This is a genomic window from Mycolicibacterium houstonense (assembly GCF_900078665.2).
Lineage (GTDB): Bacteria > Actinomycetota > Actinomycetes > Mycobacteriales > Mycobacteriaceae > Mycobacterium > Mycobacterium houstonense.
In genome coordinates, this window is record NZ_LT546207.1 from 4,824,873 (window position 1) to 4,839,977 (window position 15,105).

19 protein-coding genes and 1 pseudogene are annotated in these 15,105 nt (G+C 67.4%); 12 read left to right on the plus strand and 8 right to left on the minus strand.

What is annotated here, in order from left to right; genetic code table 11:
- Positions 1–70: 70 nt before the first annotated feature.
- Positions 71–865: a DUF427 domain-containing protein gene (locus BN4332_RS24225; protein ID WP_066902022.1), complete on the minus strand. Its 795-nt coding sequence runs from the start codon at positions 863–865 to the stop codon at positions 71–73.
- A gap of 36 nt (positions 866–901) precedes the next feature.
- Positions 902–1,180, minus strand: a complete 279-nt coding sequence (locus BN4332_RS24230) for a hypothetical protein (protein ID WP_435405209.1) — start codon at positions 1,178–1,180, stop codon at positions 902–904.
- Positions 1,181–1,305: 125 nt separating this feature from the next.
- On the opposite strand from BN4332_RS24230, the gene BN4332_RS24235 reads away from it, so the two are divergent.
- The 5 genes from BN4332_RS24235 (at position 1,306) to mmpH (ending at position 5,426) form a co-directional block, all read left to right on the plus strand.
- On the plus strand, positions 1,306–1,638 hold the full coding sequence (locus BN4332_RS24235) for a hypothetical protein (RefSeq protein ID WP_338066786.1): 333 nt from the start codon (positions 1,306–1,308) through the stop codon (positions 1,636–1,638).
- Positions 1,639–1,799: 161 nt separating this feature from the next.
- Positions 1,800–2,255 (plus strand): PPOX class F420-dependent oxidoreductase, encoded by a 456-nt coding sequence (locus BN4332_RS24240; protein WP_066902023.1) that lies wholly within the window; start codon positions 1,800–1,802, stop codon positions 2,253–2,255.
- Between the two features lie 130 nt (positions 2,256–2,385).
- Positions 2,386–3,630: an MMP alpha-(1->4)-mannosyltransferase gene (gene manT / locus BN4332_RS24245; protein ID WP_066902024.1), complete on the plus strand. Its 1,245-nt coding sequence runs from the start codon at positions 2,386–2,388 to the stop codon at positions 3,628–3,630.
- On the plus strand, positions 3,624–4,346 hold the full coding sequence (locus BN4332_RS24250; protein ID WP_066902025.1) for a class I SAM-dependent methyltransferase: 723 nt from the start codon (positions 3,624–3,626) through the stop codon (positions 4,344–4,346). The genes manT and BN4332_RS24250 overlap by 7 nt, the downstream gene beginning before the upstream one ends.
- 33 nt (positions 4,347–4,379) lie before the next feature.
- Complete coding sequence (mmpH, locus tag BN4332_RS24255; RefSeq protein ID WP_066902067.1) at positions 4,380–5,426, plus strand: MMP endo-(1,4)-3-O-methyl-alpha-D-mannosidase; 1,047 nt, start codon at positions 4,380–4,382, stop codon at positions 5,424–5,426.
- Here mmpH and BN4332_RS24260 read toward each other — a convergent pair.
- Positions 5,423–6,094 carry a class I SAM-dependent methyltransferase gene (locus BN4332_RS24260; protein ID WP_066902026.1) on the minus strand — a complete coding sequence of 224 codons (672 nt, stop codon included), beginning with the start codon at positions 6,092–6,094 and terminating at the stop codon, positions 5,423–5,425. The genes mmpH and BN4332_RS24260 overlap by 4 nt on opposite strands.
- 54 nt (positions 6,095–6,148) lie before the next feature.
- Between BN4332_RS24260 and BN4332_RS24265 the strand changes: the two genes are divergently transcribed.
- Positions 6,149–6,718 carry a TetR/AcrR family transcriptional regulator gene (locus BN4332_RS24265; RefSeq protein WP_066902027.1) on the plus strand — a complete coding sequence of 190 codons (570 nt, stop codon included), beginning with the start codon at positions 6,149–6,151 and terminating at the stop codon, positions 6,716–6,718.
- Here BN4332_RS24265 and BN4332_RS24270 read toward each other — a convergent pair.
- Positions 6,695–7,312 carry a TetR/AcrR family transcriptional regulator gene (locus BN4332_RS24270; protein ID WP_066902028.1) on the minus strand — a complete coding sequence of 206 codons (618 nt, stop codon included), beginning with the start codon at positions 7,310–7,312 and terminating at the stop codon, positions 6,695–6,697. The two genes, BN4332_RS24265 and BN4332_RS24270, sit on opposite strands and share 24 nt — an antisense overlap.
- Positions 7,313–7,390: 78 nt before the next feature.
- Between BN4332_RS24270 and BN4332_RS24275 the strand changes: the two genes are divergently transcribed.
- A complete protein-coding gene (locus BN4332_RS24275) occupies positions 7,391–8,764 on the plus strand; it encodes a cytochrome P450 (protein ID WP_435405176.1) in 1,374 nt (457 codons plus the stop codon).
- 2 nt (positions 8,765–8,766) lie between these two features.
- Here the strand turns inward: BN4332_RS24275 and msrA are convergent, their stop codons facing one another.
- Positions 8,767–9,279 carry a peptide-methionine (S)-S-oxide reductase MsrA gene (gene msrA / locus BN4332_RS24280; RefSeq protein WP_066902068.1) on the minus strand — a complete coding sequence of 171 codons (513 nt, stop codon included), beginning with the start codon at positions 9,277–9,279 and terminating at the stop codon, positions 8,767–8,769.
- Between the two features lie 35 nt (positions 9,280–9,314).
- Between msrA and BN4332_RS24285 the strand changes: the two genes are divergently transcribed.
- The 4 genes from BN4332_RS24285 (at position 9,315) to BN4332_RS24300 (ending at position 12,166) form a co-directional block, all read left to right on the plus strand.
- Positions 9,315–9,719, plus strand: coding sequence for a hypothetical protein (locus tag BN4332_RS24285; protein WP_066902069.1), 405 nt, complete (start codon positions 9,315–9,317; stop codon positions 9,717–9,719).
- A gap of 42 nt (positions 9,720–9,761) precedes the next feature.
- Complete coding sequence (locus BN4332_RS24290) at positions 9,762–10,262, plus strand: nuclear transport factor 2-like protein (protein WP_066902030.1); 501 nt, start codon at positions 9,762–9,764, stop codon at positions 10,260–10,262.
- A gap of 5 nt (positions 10,263–10,267) precedes the next feature.
- Positions 10,268–11,284: an NAD-dependent epimerase/dehydratase family protein gene (locus tag BN4332_RS24295; RefSeq protein ID WP_066902031.1), complete on the plus strand. Its 1,017-nt coding sequence runs from the start codon at positions 10,268–10,270 to the stop codon at positions 11,282–11,284.
- Between the two features lie 63 nt (positions 11,285–11,347).
- Complete coding sequence (locus tag BN4332_RS24300) at positions 11,348–12,166, plus strand: class I SAM-dependent methyltransferase (RefSeq protein ID WP_066902032.1); 819 nt, start codon at positions 11,348–11,350, stop codon at positions 12,164–12,166.
- 56 nt (positions 12,167–12,222) lie between these two features.
- Here the strand turns inward: BN4332_RS24300 and BN4332_RS24305 are convergent, their stop codons facing one another.
- A complete protein-coding gene (locus tag BN4332_RS24305) occupies positions 12,223–12,444 on the minus strand; it encodes a hypothetical protein (protein ID WP_066902033.1) in 222 nt (73 codons plus the stop codon).
- A 135-nt stretch (positions 12,445–12,579) separates the two neighbouring features.
- Positions 12,580–13,068, minus strand: coding sequence for a DUF4262 domain-containing protein (locus BN4332_RS24310; RefSeq protein ID WP_235654188.1), 489 nt, complete (start codon positions 13,066–13,068; stop codon positions 12,580–12,582).
- A gap of 91 nt (positions 13,069–13,159) precedes the next feature.
- Between BN4332_RS24310 and BN4332_RS35625 the strand changes: the two are divergent.
- Positions 13,160–14,634 (plus strand): annotated as a pseudogene (locus tag BN4332_RS35625) (HNH endonuclease signature motif containing protein).
- A gap of 13 nt (positions 14,635–14,647) precedes the next feature.
- Here BN4332_RS35625 and BN4332_RS24320 read toward each other — a convergent pair.
- Positions 14,648–15,103 (minus strand): SRPBCC family protein, encoded by a 456-nt coding sequence (locus tag BN4332_RS24320; protein ID WP_066902034.1) that lies wholly within the window; start codon positions 15,101–15,103, stop codon positions 14,648–14,650.
- Between the last annotated feature and the right edge of the window lie 2 nt (positions 15,104–15,105).

The window sequence follows — 15,105 nt, forward strand, 5'->3', positions numbered from 1 at the left end:
CCCCGATCAACGGACTGTGGTGTCGGTGGTGATGTTGCCAGAACTAGGCGGGCCGAAACAGGCGTTCCCGTTAGCTCCACGCGGTGACGGGGCGATCCATGGGTTCGCCGTCGACGATTACGTCGACGTGTTCGTCGAAAAAGCAGATGCGGTCGCGGACGGGCGTCGCGTCGATCAGCGGTTCGTGATAGGACCAGGCGAGATCGGCCGGGCCGCCGGGCACCGAATAGTAGGTGGCCCGGCCCTTGTACGCGCAATAGGTGACGGTATTGCTGACGTCCAGGTCGGCCCGCACATCTTCACGGGGCAGGTAATAACGGGTCGGTAGTCCGGTCTCGAATAACAGTAGGGGGCTTGAGGATTCGGCCAGCACTGAACCGTCGACCTCGATCCGGACGCGTCGGCGGCTGCGCCGGATGTCGATCCGGTGGAAAGGATCGTGGGGATGGGCGACGATCGGCTCGTCCTCCTCACGCCATTCGAAGGTCGAGAAGTCCAGGACCAGATAGCCGCTCAGGTCGGCGTCGTCGGGCTGAAAAGCCGCGGCGGCCCCGGTCTCCTCACCGGCGATGACGTCGTACGAGGTACCGGGACAGGTGTGGGCGGTGAACGGCACCGAGGGGTCCAGGAACCCGGGGATCTCGTCGTCGCCCACATCGCCGCCGGCCGGAACCAGTTGCGCGGCGAGAGCCGAACGCGGCACCGCGTACGTCGGGACCACCCGTCGTGGTTCCCACACCAGCAGCGCCGCGTTCGTGTCGGCCACCGGCTCACCACCCAGGCAGGCCCGAATTCGCTTGGCAGTGGGCTGGTATCGCAGGGAGCCGAGTGCACCGCCGAGCAGATCGGCCATCTTCACTGCCATCCGGTCATTATCGACCCGGATGGCAGTGACTGTCTGCTACTTGACGTCGACGTACACCGTGCGCTGCGTGACCGCGCTCAGGGTGTCGGTGCGGCTGAAGTTCGGACCGGGCCGCACGGCCACCACTTCGGCCTCGGCCAGCGGCGAGGTGCCGAGCCGGTTGACGATCACCGTGTAACCCTGTGCCTGCAGCTGCCTGATGGTCTGCTGGGCATTGCTGGGTCCGCTCGGGGCGGCCGCAGCGGAGCCGGCCGCCGCGATCATCGCGGCCGTCAGGCCACCGATGACCCCGGCGACGATTCGTGACTTTCCGATTGTGTTTCGCACTGTGCTGTCCTCTTTTTCCGGATTCGCTACGCTTCGCTTATGTCGGTTGAAACCGGCAGTTCAGACCCTTTAATTCCGATGGCAGGAATTGATCGACCGATGACCGGATCTGTGTGAAGCCAGGGAAGCTGGCGGCGTTGCGGCTGCGGCAGCGAGACGGCATCACGTGCGGCCCGACGGTGGCCGTGGTGGCCGGCGCCATGCTCGACCCCGCATATCGGGCAGGGTTGCTGAACCCGGAAGGCGACGTCTGGTTCGACGCCGAGCAGGGCCGGATCCACGCCGCGGTCAACCGGATCTGGCCCCGCCGGCTTGGCACCACTCCGGCGGGACTGGCCCGCGCGCTGACCGAGCACAGCGCCAAACGCGGTGTGAGATATCGGTGGCGGCGGTTTCGAGGGGGCCGCGGCACCAGGGGCGGTGTGGTGTCTCTTATCAACATCTAGATGGGTATTAGAGACAGGATTGACGGCGCCGTCCACCGGGTGCTGCGTGAACNCGCCTCGGTGCGCGGTGCGCGCCTGACCGGACTGGGATTCCCGCGCCCGTTCGCCTTCGTTCTCCCCGATCAGGTTGCCTGACAGGCTGATTCGGCTACCGTCGAGCCATGGCCCGGAAATATGCGACCGCCGACACCGTCGGCCTCGACGAACTCCTGGAATTCGTCCGCCCCCGACACCACATGGTGCTCACCACGTTCCGCGCCGACGGCTCACTGCAGAGTTCGCCGGTGACCGGCGGGGTGGACGGGCAGGGCCGCATCGTGATCGCCAGCTATCCGCAGCGGGCCAAGGCCGTCAACCTGCGCCGCACGCCACGGGCCAGCGTGACGGTGTTGTCCGACGAGTTCAACGGCGCCTATGTGCAGGTCGACGGCGACGCCGAGGTGATCGGACTGCCCGACGCGGTGGAGCCGTTGGTCGACTACTTCCGCGCGGTGGCCGGGGAGCATCCGGACTGGGACGAGTACCGGCAGGCGATGGTGGATCAGGGCAAGTGCCTGATCCGGGTCACGCCGACGCGGTGGGGACCGGTTGCCACCGGCGGTTTCCCGCCTGCCTGAGCGGCGGCGGACGCGTTGCGTCTGCTAGCCGGTCAAACTATAGTCTGGACACATGTCCAGAGGGTTCGGAGTCGACGCGTGAGCGTATATTCCCAGCTCAGCACGCTTCCGGCCGTCGGGTGATCTGATTATGCGTATCGCGTTGCTGTCCTATCGGAGCAAGACCCACTGCGGCGGTCAGGGCGTATATGTGCGCCATCTGAGCCGTGGTCTTGCCGAACTCGGCCATGACGTCGAGGTGTTCTCCGGCCAGCCGTACCCCGAGGGGCTGGACCCGCGGGTCACGCTGACCAAGGTCCCGAGCCTGGACCTCTACCGCGAGCCCGATCCCTTCCGGGTGCCCAGGCCCAGCGAGATCCGCGACCACATCGATGCGCTGGAGCTGGCCACGATGTGGAGCGCCGGATTCCCGGAGCCGCGCACCTTCACCATGCGGGTCGCCCGGCTCCTCGCCGAGCGCCGCGACGAATTCGACGTGGTCCACGACAACCAGAGCCTGGGCTCGGCGTTGTTGAAGATCGCCGACAGCGGCCTGCCCGTGGTGGCGACGGTGCACCACCCGATCACCCGGGACCGGGTGGTCGAGATCGCCGCCGCCAAGTGGTGGCGCAAGCCGCTGGTGCGGCGCTGGTACGGCTTTGCCGAGATGCAGAAGAAGGTGGCCCGCAGGATCCCCGAACTGCTCACGGTGTCGTCGTCCTCGGCCGCCGACATCGCCGAGGACTTCGGGGTGTCGCCCCAACAGCTGCACATCGTGCCGCTGGGGGTGGACACCGAATTGTTCCGGCCCGCCGAGCAACGGGTGAGCGGCCGCATCATCGCGATCGCCAGCGCCGACGTGCCGCTCAAGGGCGTCAGCCACCTGCTGCACGCGGTGGCCCGGCTGCGGGTGGAACGCAATCTCGACGTGCAGCTGGTGTCCAAGCTCGAACCGAACGGGCCGACCGAGAAACTCATCGCCGAGCTCGGTATTTCCGACATCGTGCACAGCTCCAGCGGGTTGTCCGACGAGGAGCTCGCCGCGCTGCTGGCCTCCGCCGAGGTGGCCTGCATCCCGTCGCTGTACGAAGGTTTCTCGCTGCCGGCCGTGGAGGCCATGGCCAGCGGCACCCCGATCGTGGCCAGCCGTGCGGGGGCGCTGCCCGAGGTGGTCGGCGACGACGGTGCCTGCGCCCGGCTGGTGCGCCCGGCCGACGTCGACGAGCTGACGGCGGTGCTCGGCGAAGTCCTCGACTCGCCGCTGGAGCGCCGCCGGCTCGGTGCCGCCGGACGGCAGCGGGCGCTCGACGTCTTCAGTTGGGAATCCGTTGCCGCGCAGACGGTGTCGGTGTACGAGATGGCTCGCGCGCGGGCCGGAAGGGTGACGCAATGCTGACCGTCGATTTCGACCGGCTCGGTGTCGGGCCGGGCACCACGGTGATCGACGTCGGCTGCGGCGCGGGCCGGCACACCTTCGAGGCGTACCGGCGCGGTGCCGACGTCATCGGCTTCGACCAGAGCGTGTCCGACCTCAACGATGTCGACACCATGCTGCAGGCCATGCGGGAGGCGGGCGAGGTCCCGCTGTCGGCCAAGGGCGAGGCCGTCAAGGGCGACGCGCTCGACCTGCCGTATGCCGACGCGAGCTTCGACTGCGTCATCGCCTCGGAGATCCTGGAGCACGTTCCACAGGATGAGCGGGCGATCGCCGAGCTGGTGCGCGTGCTCAAACCCGGTGGCGCACTGGCCATCACGGTCCCGCGCTGGCTTCCCGAGAAGGTGTGCTGGCTGCTGTCGGACGAGTATCACGCCAACGAGGGCGGGCACATCCGGATCTACAAGGCCGACGAGCTGCGCGACAAGGTGCTCGCCCACGGGCTCACCCTCACCCACACCCACCACGAGCACGCGCTGCACTCGCCGTACTGGTGGCTGAAGTGTCTGGTCGGCACCGAGAAGAACGACCACTTCGCGGTCAAGGCGTACCACCAGTTGCTGGTGTGGGACATGATGGGCCGGCCCTGGCTCACGCGCACGGCCGAGTCACTGCTGAACCCGGTGATCGGCAAGAGCGTCGCGCTCTACTTCCGCAAGCCGGAAACCAACGGGTAGGCCGCCGCTGTGCTTGTGCCTGAGATCCCCGGTGTGTCCGGAGTTTTGACACCAGAAGACTGCCTGCTGACGGCGCGATCGATCGCCGCGACCCAGGAATCCTCAGGCGCTCTGCCGTGGTTCGACGGTGGCCACACCGACCCATGGGACCACGTGGAGAACGCCATGGCACTGACTGTGGCCGGGTTGATCGAACCCGCCCGTGCGGGCTTCGACTGGTGCCGCACGATGCAGCGGGCCGACGGCTCCTGGCCGATCCAGTTGCGCAACGGCGTCGTCGAAGATGCCAACAGCGACAGCAACTTCTGCGCCTACGTGGCCACCGGTGTCTGGCACCACGTGCTGATCACCGGGGATCGGGACTTCGCCGAGACCATGTGGCCGGTGGTCACCCGGGCGCTGGACTTCGTGCTGAGCCTGCAGGCGCCGGGCGGCGAGATCTACTGGGCGGCAAGCCCCGCCGGTCCGGTCGAGGAAGCACTATTGACCGGCTGTGCCAGCGTGTACCACAGCATCCGGTGCGGCCTGGCGCTCGCCGACTACCTCGACGACCCGCAGCCGGAATGGGAGGTGGCCGTCGGGCGCCTCGGGCACGCCATCGCCGCGCATCCAGAGGCGTTCTCCGCCAAGGACACCCACGCGATGGAGTGGTACTACCCGGTGCTCGGCGGGGCACTGCGGGACGGTGCGGCGCAGGCCCGGATCGACGACCGCTGGGACGACTTCGTGGTGCCCGGACTGGGCATCCGATGCGTCGACCACCGGCCCTGGGTGACCGGAGCGGAAACCTGCGAGCTCGTCATGGCGCTGGACGCGATCGGTGACACCCGCCGGGCCCACGAGCAGTTCGCGGCCATGCAGCACCTGCGCGAGGACGACGGATCCTATTGGACCGGGCTGGTTTTCGCCGATGGCAAGCGTTGGCCCGAGGAGCGAACGACCTGGACCGGGGCGGCGATGATCCTGGCCGCCGACGCGTTGTCCTCGACCACCGCGGCCAGCGGCATCTTCCGCGGCGTCGGCCTGCCCCGCGGCCTGGAGGGCGAGTACGACTGCGAGTGCGTGGTCAGCGACCGCTAGTCCAGCACGCCCGGCTCGCCCGAGCTCCGCTGCAGCACCCGCATCGAACCCGTCGCGGCGACCTCGTCGAACGCCCCGGTCGCCAGCGCGCGCTGGTAGATGTGGAACGGCGCCTGGCCACCGTCCTCGGGGTCGGGGAACACGTCGTGGATGATCAGGGCACCGCCCACCTCGACCCAGCGGGCCCAGCCGTCGAAGTCCCGCTGTGCGGCCTCCTCGGTATGGCCACCGTCGATGAACAACAGCCGCAACGGCATTCGCCAACCGCGCGCCACCACGGGTGACCTGCCGACGACGGCGACCACGTGGTCGTCCAGGCCCGCGGCGTCCAGCGTGTGCCGCATGGTGGGCAGCGTGTCGAACAGTCCGGTGACCGGGTCGACCATCGAGCTGTCGTGGTACTCCCAGCCGACCTGATGCTCCTCCGAGCCGTGGTGATGGTCGACGGTGTAGAGCACCGAACCCGTCTCCTGCGCGGCCGCACCGAGCATCACCGTCGACTTGCCGCAGTAGGTGCCGATCTCGACCCCGACCCCGCCGCCGAGATAACGCACCCCGGCGTCGTAGAGGGCGCGGCCCTCATCGGCCGGCATGAAGCCGGTGACCTGCTCGGCGAGGGTGAACAGGCGCTCGGCGCGGGGCGGCAGGGCGGTGTCAGCGGTGCTCATGGAAGCCCAACCTACCGTTGCTGGCCACCGGTAGTTGTAGTAGCGTCCGGACACGTGTCCGATGCGGCCCTGGAGTCGACGCGCCGCCGCCTGAGTGCACGGCAGGCCGACACCGTCGAACGATTGGGAAAGGCTGCGGTGCAGCTGATCATCCGCGACGGGTTCGCCGGGCTGACGGTGCGTCGGGTCGCCTCCGAAGCCGGGGTCGGCGCGGCGACCGCTTACACGTACTTCTCGTCGAAGGAACATCTCGTGGCCGAGGTGTTCTGGCGCCGGTTGTCGGCGGCCCCGCCCGCTGCGCATGAATCGGCCGACCCGGCCACGCGCGTGGTGGAGGTGCTGCAGCACATCGCGTCCCTGGTGGCCGACGAACCCGAGTTCGCCGGAGCGGTGACCAACGCGCTGCTCGGCAAGGACCCCGACGTCGAGGCGCTGCGGCAGCGCATCGGCGCCGACGTCCGGGGCCGCCTGGTTGCCGCGCTGGGGCCCGACGTGGATCTCGACGTGATCGAGGCGCTGGAGCTGCTCTACACGGGCACCCTGGTGTGGGCCGGGATGGGATATGAGACCTACGCCGCCATCTCGCGGCGCCTGGAGAAATCAGCGCGGCTGATCCTGAGTTGAATTCGCGGTCATGATCGCCGTCGACGCGGCCACCGCCGGCCCATAGATCTCGTGGATGTCGCGGCCGTCCTCGACGATCAACGCGGTCAACTCGCGTAGTCCGCCGAGCAGGATGATGGACATCGGCTCGGTGAGCCGAGGCAGGCCGGCCCGCCGGAAACCTGCGCTGCCGCTGAGTTCGATGAGCAGATCGGTCAGCTCGCGCAGGGCTTCGCGCTGCAGCGGGCGGGCCCGGGTGCCCAGGCCGGGCAGCTCGCGGATCCAGCTCAGGGTGATGGCCGGGGCGGCGGCGATGTGGTCGACGTAGGCGCCGACGGCCTGCCCGATCTGGTCCGGCCAGAGGGCCTCGGGATCGACAGCTGACTGGATGCCGTCGACCAGGGCGGCGTTGTTGGCCCGGAGCAATTCGAGGAAGCAGTCTTCCTTCGTGCCGAACTGGTCATAGAACGTGCGCTTGGACGTACGGGCGTGGCGCACGATGTCGGCCACCGTGGTCTCGCGGTAGCCCTTGTCGTTGATCGCCGCGGCGAGCCCGTCGAGCAGCCGCAGCCGGTAACTGTCTGCGGGCGATTCGGCATGGCTGAGTGCGGTCATCTCGTGAGACCCCCTTGCGCCGCCTGGTACCTGAGAGTACCGTACCTTGCAACCGTTGGTACTGCGCGGTACCAGGACATGGCTGGAGATGGTATGACCGAGCTCGTAGCTGCTGAGAAGACCACCGAGACGCCCACCGACAGCGCCGCACCCGGCCGGTATCCGCCGGCCGCGCGGGCTCCGAAGCCGTTGCAGGCCATCGGCTTTGCCCTGGCCCGACGTTGGGTGGTCAGACAGATCGCCCGTCGTCAGGGGAATGTTTTCAGCCTCAAACTTCCGATCTTCGGTCCCACCGTGCTGGTGGCCGAGGCCCAGCTGGCCAAGCAGCTTTTCGCGGCCAGCACCGACGACGTCGGCAACATCCAGCCGAACCTGAGCCGCATCCTTGGCTCCGGGTCGGTGTTCGCGCTCGACGGCACCGACCACCGCCGCCGCCGCAAGCTGCTCACCCCACCGTTCCACGGCAAGAGCATCAAGAACTACGAGCAGATCTTCGAAGAGGAGACCCTGCGGGAGTCGGCGAACTGGCCGGAGGGCGAGGAGTTCGAGACGCTCGAACCGATGATGCGCATCACGCTGAACGCGATCCTGCGTGCGGTGTTCGGCGCTGACGGGGAACAACTCGACGAGTTGCGCCGCATCATCCCGCCCTGGGTCACCCTGGGTTCGAGGCTGGTCGTGGTGCCCACCCCGACCCGGACCTACGGCCGGTTCAGCCCGTGGGGGCGGTTGGCCCGGTATCGCCGGCAGTACGACGCGGTCATCGACCGGCTCATCGACAAGGTCGAGGCCGACCCCGACTTCGACAGCCGCGACGACATCCTGGCGCTGCTGCTGCGCAGCACGTATGAAGACGGATCGGCCATGTCCCGCAAGGACATCGGCGACGAGCTGCTGACGCTGCTGGCCGCCGGACACGAGACCACGGCCTCGACCCTCGGCTGGGCGTTCGAGCGGATCAGCAGGCATCCCCGGGTGCTGGCCGAACTGGAGGCCGAGGCGGCCACCGACGGCAACGAATACCGCCAGGCCACCATCCTGGAGGTGCAGCGCAACCGCACCGTCATCGACTTCGCCGGCCGCCACGTCTACGCGCCGTCGATCCGGCTGGGGGAGTGGGAGATTCCGCGCGGGCACTCCGTCATCGTGGCCATCGCCCAGATCCAGGAAGCCGAAAAGGAGTTCGCCGACCCGGACCGGTTCGACCCGCAACGATTCGTCGGCAGCCGGCCCGGTCTGGGCTGGTTACCGTACGGCGGCGGCACCAGACGCTGTGTCGGGGCGGTGTTCGCGAACGTCGAGATGGACGTGGTGTTGCGAACGGTACTGCGCCACTTCGAGATCCAGACCACCACCGCGCCCGGCGAGAAGGTGCACTCGCGCGGAGTGGCCTATACGCCGAAATCGGGCGGGCGCATCGTGCTGCGCCGCCGCGTCACGCCGCTGGCCTGAGCCTATCCGGCCGTCTGCCGCTTCGGCAGTTTCCAGCCCGGCCGCGGGAAGTGGCAGGTGTACCCGTTGGGGTAATGCACCAGATAGTCCTGATGCTCGGGCTCGGCCTCCCAGAAATCGCTGGCGGCCGTCACCTCGGTGACGACCTTGCCCGGCCACAGTCCCGACGCGTCCACGTCGGCGATGGTGTCGAGCGCGACGCGCTTCTGCTCGTCGTCGAGGTAGAAGATCGCCGACCGGTAGCTGGTGCCGACGTCGTTGCCCTGCCGGTCCTTGGTGGACGGGTCGTGGATCTGGAAGAAGAACTCGAGCAGCGCCCGGAAATCGGTCTGCGTCGGGTCGTAGACGATCTCGACCGCCTCCGCGTGGCCGGGATGATTGCGGTACGTCGGGTGGTCATTGCGACCGCCGGTGTAGCCCACGCGGGTGGAGATCACGCCGGGCTGCTTGCGGATCAGGTCCTGCATGCCCCAGAAGCAGCCGCCGGCCAGGATCGCTGTCGAATAGTTGCCCATGTTCCCCATTGTGCTCCGTGATTACCGTGGTGGTCATGCGTGCAGTTGCAACAGCGGGGCTCGCCGCTTTACTCCTGATCGCCGGATGCCCGACCGCGGCGGCCGATCCGGACGGAGTCGCGTTGCCGGAGGTGCCGCCGGACCCCGCCCGCACCCTCTTCGCCGACAACCCGGCGATCGTCGACCCCCACCTGACCGAGATCGAATCCTTCAGCCGGGCTGGCGAGGGGCTGCGGGTCAACTTCACCGCAGGCACCCCGGACTGCTTCGGCGTCCATCTGACCACGACGGAAACCCCCGAGACGGTCACGATCGACCTTCGCGGCGGCACCCCGCCCGAGGCCGTCGGCCGGATGTGCATCGCGCTGGCCGTGTCCGGCACCGCCGAAGTCCCGCTGCAGGCCCCGCTGGGATCGCGGCAGGTTCTCACCGCGCAGTGACAGGCCTCGACAAAGCCCGGTAGAACGTGTTCTAGTTTTGGGGTGACGAGCAGGTCTTTCAGCCGCGAGGAACTCGCCGCTGCCTTCGAGACGTTCGAGCAGACCGTGGACCGGGCCGCCCAGACCCAGAACTGGGACATCTGGGCCGACCACTACACCGTCGACGTCGATTACATCGAGCACGCCGTGGGCACCATGAAGGGCCGCGAACAGGTTCGGCCATGGATCTGGAAGACCATGACCACCTTCCCGGGCAGCTACATGACGTCGTTCCCATCGCTGTGGTCGGTGATCGACGAACCCACCGGCCGCATCATCTGCGAACTGGACAACCCGATGCGCGACCCCGGCGACGGGACCATCATCAGCGCGACCAACATCTCGATCCTCACCTACGCCGGCGACGGCCTGTGGTCACGTCAGGAAGACGTCTACAACCCCCTTCGCTTCGCCTCTGCGGCCCGCAAGTGGTGCCGCAAGGCGGCAGAGCTCGGCACGCTGACCGAGGAAGCCGAGGCGTGGCTCAAGAAGTTCGGGGGTTGAGGGCCGTGGGCGCCAAGCTGGTCATCGGGGCCAACGGATTCCTGGGCTCCCATGTGCTGCGGCAATTGGTCTCGGCGGATGACGGGTCCGAGATCCGCGCCATGGTCCGGCCCAATGCCAACACCATCGGCATCGACGACCTCGACGTCACGCGGGTTCACGGCGACGTCTTCGACCGCGACGCCCTGCGCGAGGCGATGACCGGCTGCGACGTCGTCTACCACTGCGTCGTCGACCCGCGCGGCTGGCTGCGCGATCCCGCGCCACTGTTCCGCACCAACGTCGAGGGCACCCGCAACGTCCTGGAGGTGGCCGCCGGGGTCACGGGCCTGCGCAAGTTCGTCTACACCAGCAGCTACGTGACCGTCGGGCGCAAGCGCGGAAAGCGATCCACGGAAGCCGACATCGTCGACGTATCGAAGGTGACGCCGTACGTGCGCTCGCGGGTGCAGGCCGAAGATCTGGTGCTTCAGTACGCGCGCGAGCGCGGCGTGCCTGCCGTCGCGATGTGTGTCTCCACCACCTACGGCAGCGGTGACTGGGGCCGGACCCCGCACGGCGCGATCATCGCCGGTGCGGCGTTCGGCAAGCTGCCGTTCGTGATGAGCGGGATCGACCTGGAGGCCGTCGGGATCGACGACGCCGCCAAGGCCATGCTCCTGGCCGCTGACCGAGGAACGCCCGGCGAGCGCTACCTGATCTCCGAGAAGATGATCAGCAATGCCGAGGTGGCCCGGCTGGCCGCCGAGGCCGCCGGGGTGGCGCCTCCGCAGCGGTCGATTCCGCTGCCGGTGTCCTATCTGCTGGCCGCGGCAGGCACCGTCAAGGGCAAGCTGCGCGGCACCGACGAGCGGTTGTCGCTGGAATCCCTGCGCCTGATGCGCGCCGAAGCTGAGCTCGACCATTCCAAGGCCGTGCGCGAACTCGGTTGGCAGCCAAGGCCGGTGGAGGAGTCGATCGCCGAGGCAGCAAAGTTCTGGGTGGGCCTGCGGGCGGCCAAACGGGCACAGAAGGACAGCTGAACACCACGCCGAGAGGTGTTAAGCCACTGGGCGGCAAGCAGATTGCGGCCTAACCTGGCGAATATGACCGACAAGTTGAAAGTCGACCTCTCCGGGGCGCCGCAGACCATGCTGGCGACGTTCTACGCCAAGGCGCTCGATGCCGGGCTGCCCAATCCGATCCTCGGCGACAAACTGGCCAAACAGATCGCCGAACGCATCGACTACGACTGGAGCCGCACCTCGATCACCGAGTCGACGGCACCGTCTGTGACCACGCGCAGCGCGCACTTCGATCGATGGACGCGCCAGTTCCTCGCCGCTCATCCCGAGGCGGTGGTGCTGCACCTGGGCTGCGGACTCGACGGCCGGTTCTTCCGGCTCGATCCCGGTCCTGGCGTCGAGTGGTACGACATCGATTACCCCGACGTGGCCCGGCTGCGTGAGCAGCTCTACCCGTCTGCCGAGCACTACCACGTGATCCCCGCGTCGGTCACCGATCCGGCCTGGCTGCGTGAGATCCCCGCCGACCGGCCGACCCTGATGATCGGTGAGGGGCTCACGATGTATCTCACCGAACACGACGGTGTCGCCCTGCTGCGCCGGATTGTCGACGGGTTCCCTTCCGGGGAGCTGCAATTCGACGCATTCAACACCCTCGGCATCAAGGCGCAGTGGAGCAATACCGTGGTGCGCCGTTCCGGGGCCAAACTGCATTGGGCCGTCAACAAGCCCGAGGACATCCTGCGTGCGGTGCCGGGCACCCGGCTGCTGATGTGGGTGTCCGCGCTCGACGATCAATCGTTCGACGTCCTGCCCTGGCACTACCGGATGATTCTCGCCGCCATGAAACCCGTGCCGGCACTGCGCTACATGGCGCAGTATCACCGCTACGCGTTCTGACGCTGAACAGCAAGCGGGGCAGTCCTTTTCAGGACTGCCCCGCTTGGCATCGGCGGTCAGCGGACCCCGCTGTGCCGCACTGTGGTGTCCACCTTGGGCACCTGCGGCTTGGGGTGGATCTGGTCCAGCCAGCCCAGGTGGTCGACACCTGAGGAGATGGTGACGGTGGTGGGGGCCGCGACGTGAGCGGGCTCGGCTGCCATGGCCGGCGCGGCCAGGCCAAGAACGGCTGCGCTCAGTCCGCTTGCGGCGATGACGGCGAATCCGAACTTCTTCATTTTCCTGCTTCTTCCTGTCTCCACCGGCTGTTGTCTCGTATGCTCTCCGTGCCGGTATGTCTGTCTAAACCGACTGCTCAGGGCCATAATTTCCGGTGGCAGTAATTGATCGCCTCATGGCAGAAACAAGTATGTTCAAGCGCTTTCGGGGGAACCCCGCAAGCCGAGAACAGGTTGGCGGGGCCCGCCGCGGTTGAACTCGGAACACCACGGTGAGTGACCGTGCCGGTCGTACCAGACGACCTGCAGCGCGCGGATATCGTGACCGCACAACTCCACTGCGAAACCGAGATGGGCAGTGGGCTCGCTGACTTCGATGAATTCGGCGAACCAGTCATCGGGCAACGTGATGGTGTCGCCAGGGGCAGGTTCGGACTCGTTCACCATGTATTCGGCCACGGTGTTCAGCAGCTTGTTCGTCATCAGCGGTGACAGTCCGGTGATCAGCAACTCGGGCAGCCCAGCCTCGCTGAGCCCGATCGTGTAGCCGAACGGTGTACGGGCATGCTCGACGTAATTCACCGCCCAGCCTCGCTTGAAAGTCTTCTCCCGCAAGAGATCGAGATAGTCCTGCCTGGTGGCCTCGGGGTGGTCGCAGATCCAGCACATCGGGTCGCCTTTCATCGGTGGTGCTTGGTCGCCAGATTCCTCTCGGGGTACGACATGCTTCGGCAGGGCCCAGTGCTCGTCGGTGGGTGGTGACATACTCGAACGCATGTTCGATACTATCTCCGATGTCGCCTTGATCGACCAGGTCGGCGCAGCCACGCGGGCCGAGTCGGTGGCCATCGCGGCCCGGTTCGCCGCGATCGGGGCGTTGGACACACTGCGTGAACAGGAACTGATAGACAGCATTTTGTGGCGAACTGACCCGTATGAGGAGGTGTGTGCCGAGGTGTCGGCGGCGATGCGGATCAGTAGGGGTCGGGCCGGTACCCAGGTGCATCACGCCCGGGTGTTACGGGACAAGTTGCCGTTGGTGGCGGCCCGGTTCGCGGTGGGGGATATCGATTATCGGGTGGTGCGGATGATTATTGCCCGCACCGAGACTGCGGATCGGTCGGTGTGGGCCGAGGTGGACGCCGAACTGGCGGCTCGGGCCTATCGGTGGATGCGATTCTCTGAGCGACAGTTACGGGATCGGATCGATCAGTGGATCGCCAAAATCGATCCGAACGGGGAGCGGGTGCCCCCGGATCTGGCGCAGGACCGGTTTGTGCAGATCGATGCGGGCAGCCCGGGCAGGGCCACGGTGTGGGCCAATATCGACGCGGTCGATGGCGCCGCCTTGGACCAACGCCTGGATGCGTTGGCTGACACGGTGTGTGAGCATGATCCGCGCAGTCATGAGCGGCGGCGTGCGGATGCGGTGGGGCCGTTGGCTCGTCTAGAGGCGCAGCTGGTGTGCCGGTGTGGTCGTGATGACTGCCCGGCCGCGCAGAAGCGCGCGGCCGCTGACGCTGCGATGGTTCACGTGCTGGCCGAGCAATCGACCCTGGATGCGACCTCTATGATCCGGGGTATCTGCCCGGGCATGGGATCCTGCCCGCCGACCGTGTGCGTGACCTGGCGGGCTCGGCCAAGATCAAGCCGGTGCGGGTGCCCGCTGAACCCAGCACCGCAACCGAGCGAACCGAGGAACCCGAGCCCCCTGATGCTGATGTGGGCGAGCCGGGGTATCGCCCGTCGGTGGCGCTGTCGGAGTTCATCCGCTTCCGCGACCTCACCTGTCGCTTCCCCGGTTGTGACGCGCCGGTGCAACGCTGTGACATCGATCACACAGCACCCTGGCCGACAGGCCCGACGCATCCGTCCAACACCAAGCTCTACTGCCGGGCACACCACCTGGTCAAAACGTTCTGCCCCGGCTGGTCGGATCGTCAATTTCCTGATGGCACAGTTGAAATCACCACGCCCACCGGCCACGTCTACACCACCGAGCCGCACGGCGCCGGGATGTTCCCCACTCTGGCCCGACCCACCGGGGACCTCAACCTCCCCGAACCCTCGGCCCAGGACGCGAACCGCGGCGCGAAGATGCCCAAACGCACACGGACCCGCGAACAAGACCGCCAAGAACGCATCGCCGAAGAACGACGCCTACGCGCCGAACTCAACAACGACCTCGCACACGAACGCGCCTACCAAGCCTGGCTCGCCGAGGAATACGGACCACCACCGCCGTTCTGAGCCGCTGGTCGCATCAACCCTCGGCGCGTTCCTTCAGCCGTTGCAGGGTGAGCCGGATGTGCTCGGCGTTGGCGCCGTCGCGATCGCTGATCCCGGTGGCCAGGCCCGCCACCTTCTTGAACCAGCCCGCGCGGCGATCCCACGTGGACTCGGTGACCGTGCAGCCGCCATCGGTGGCCGCGATGTCATAGCGCCAGTGCGCGACCGGGAACACCAGGGACTTCACGTCGAAGGCGAAGGTCTTGCCCGGCTCGGCGTCGGTGACGGTGCAGGTGGTGCTCCAGTTCTTGGAGCCGTTGCGATTGTGCCCCTTGAACACCGAGCCGGGAGTGGCGGTGGTGCCCTTCTGCCACTCCATCGCATGTGCCTCCTCGGCCAGCGAGGCCAAGGTGGGCAGGTCGGTGATGAGCGCGTACACCGCCGCGGGGTCGGCGGCGATGGACACGGTGGCTTTCACGGGAGCAGTCATGG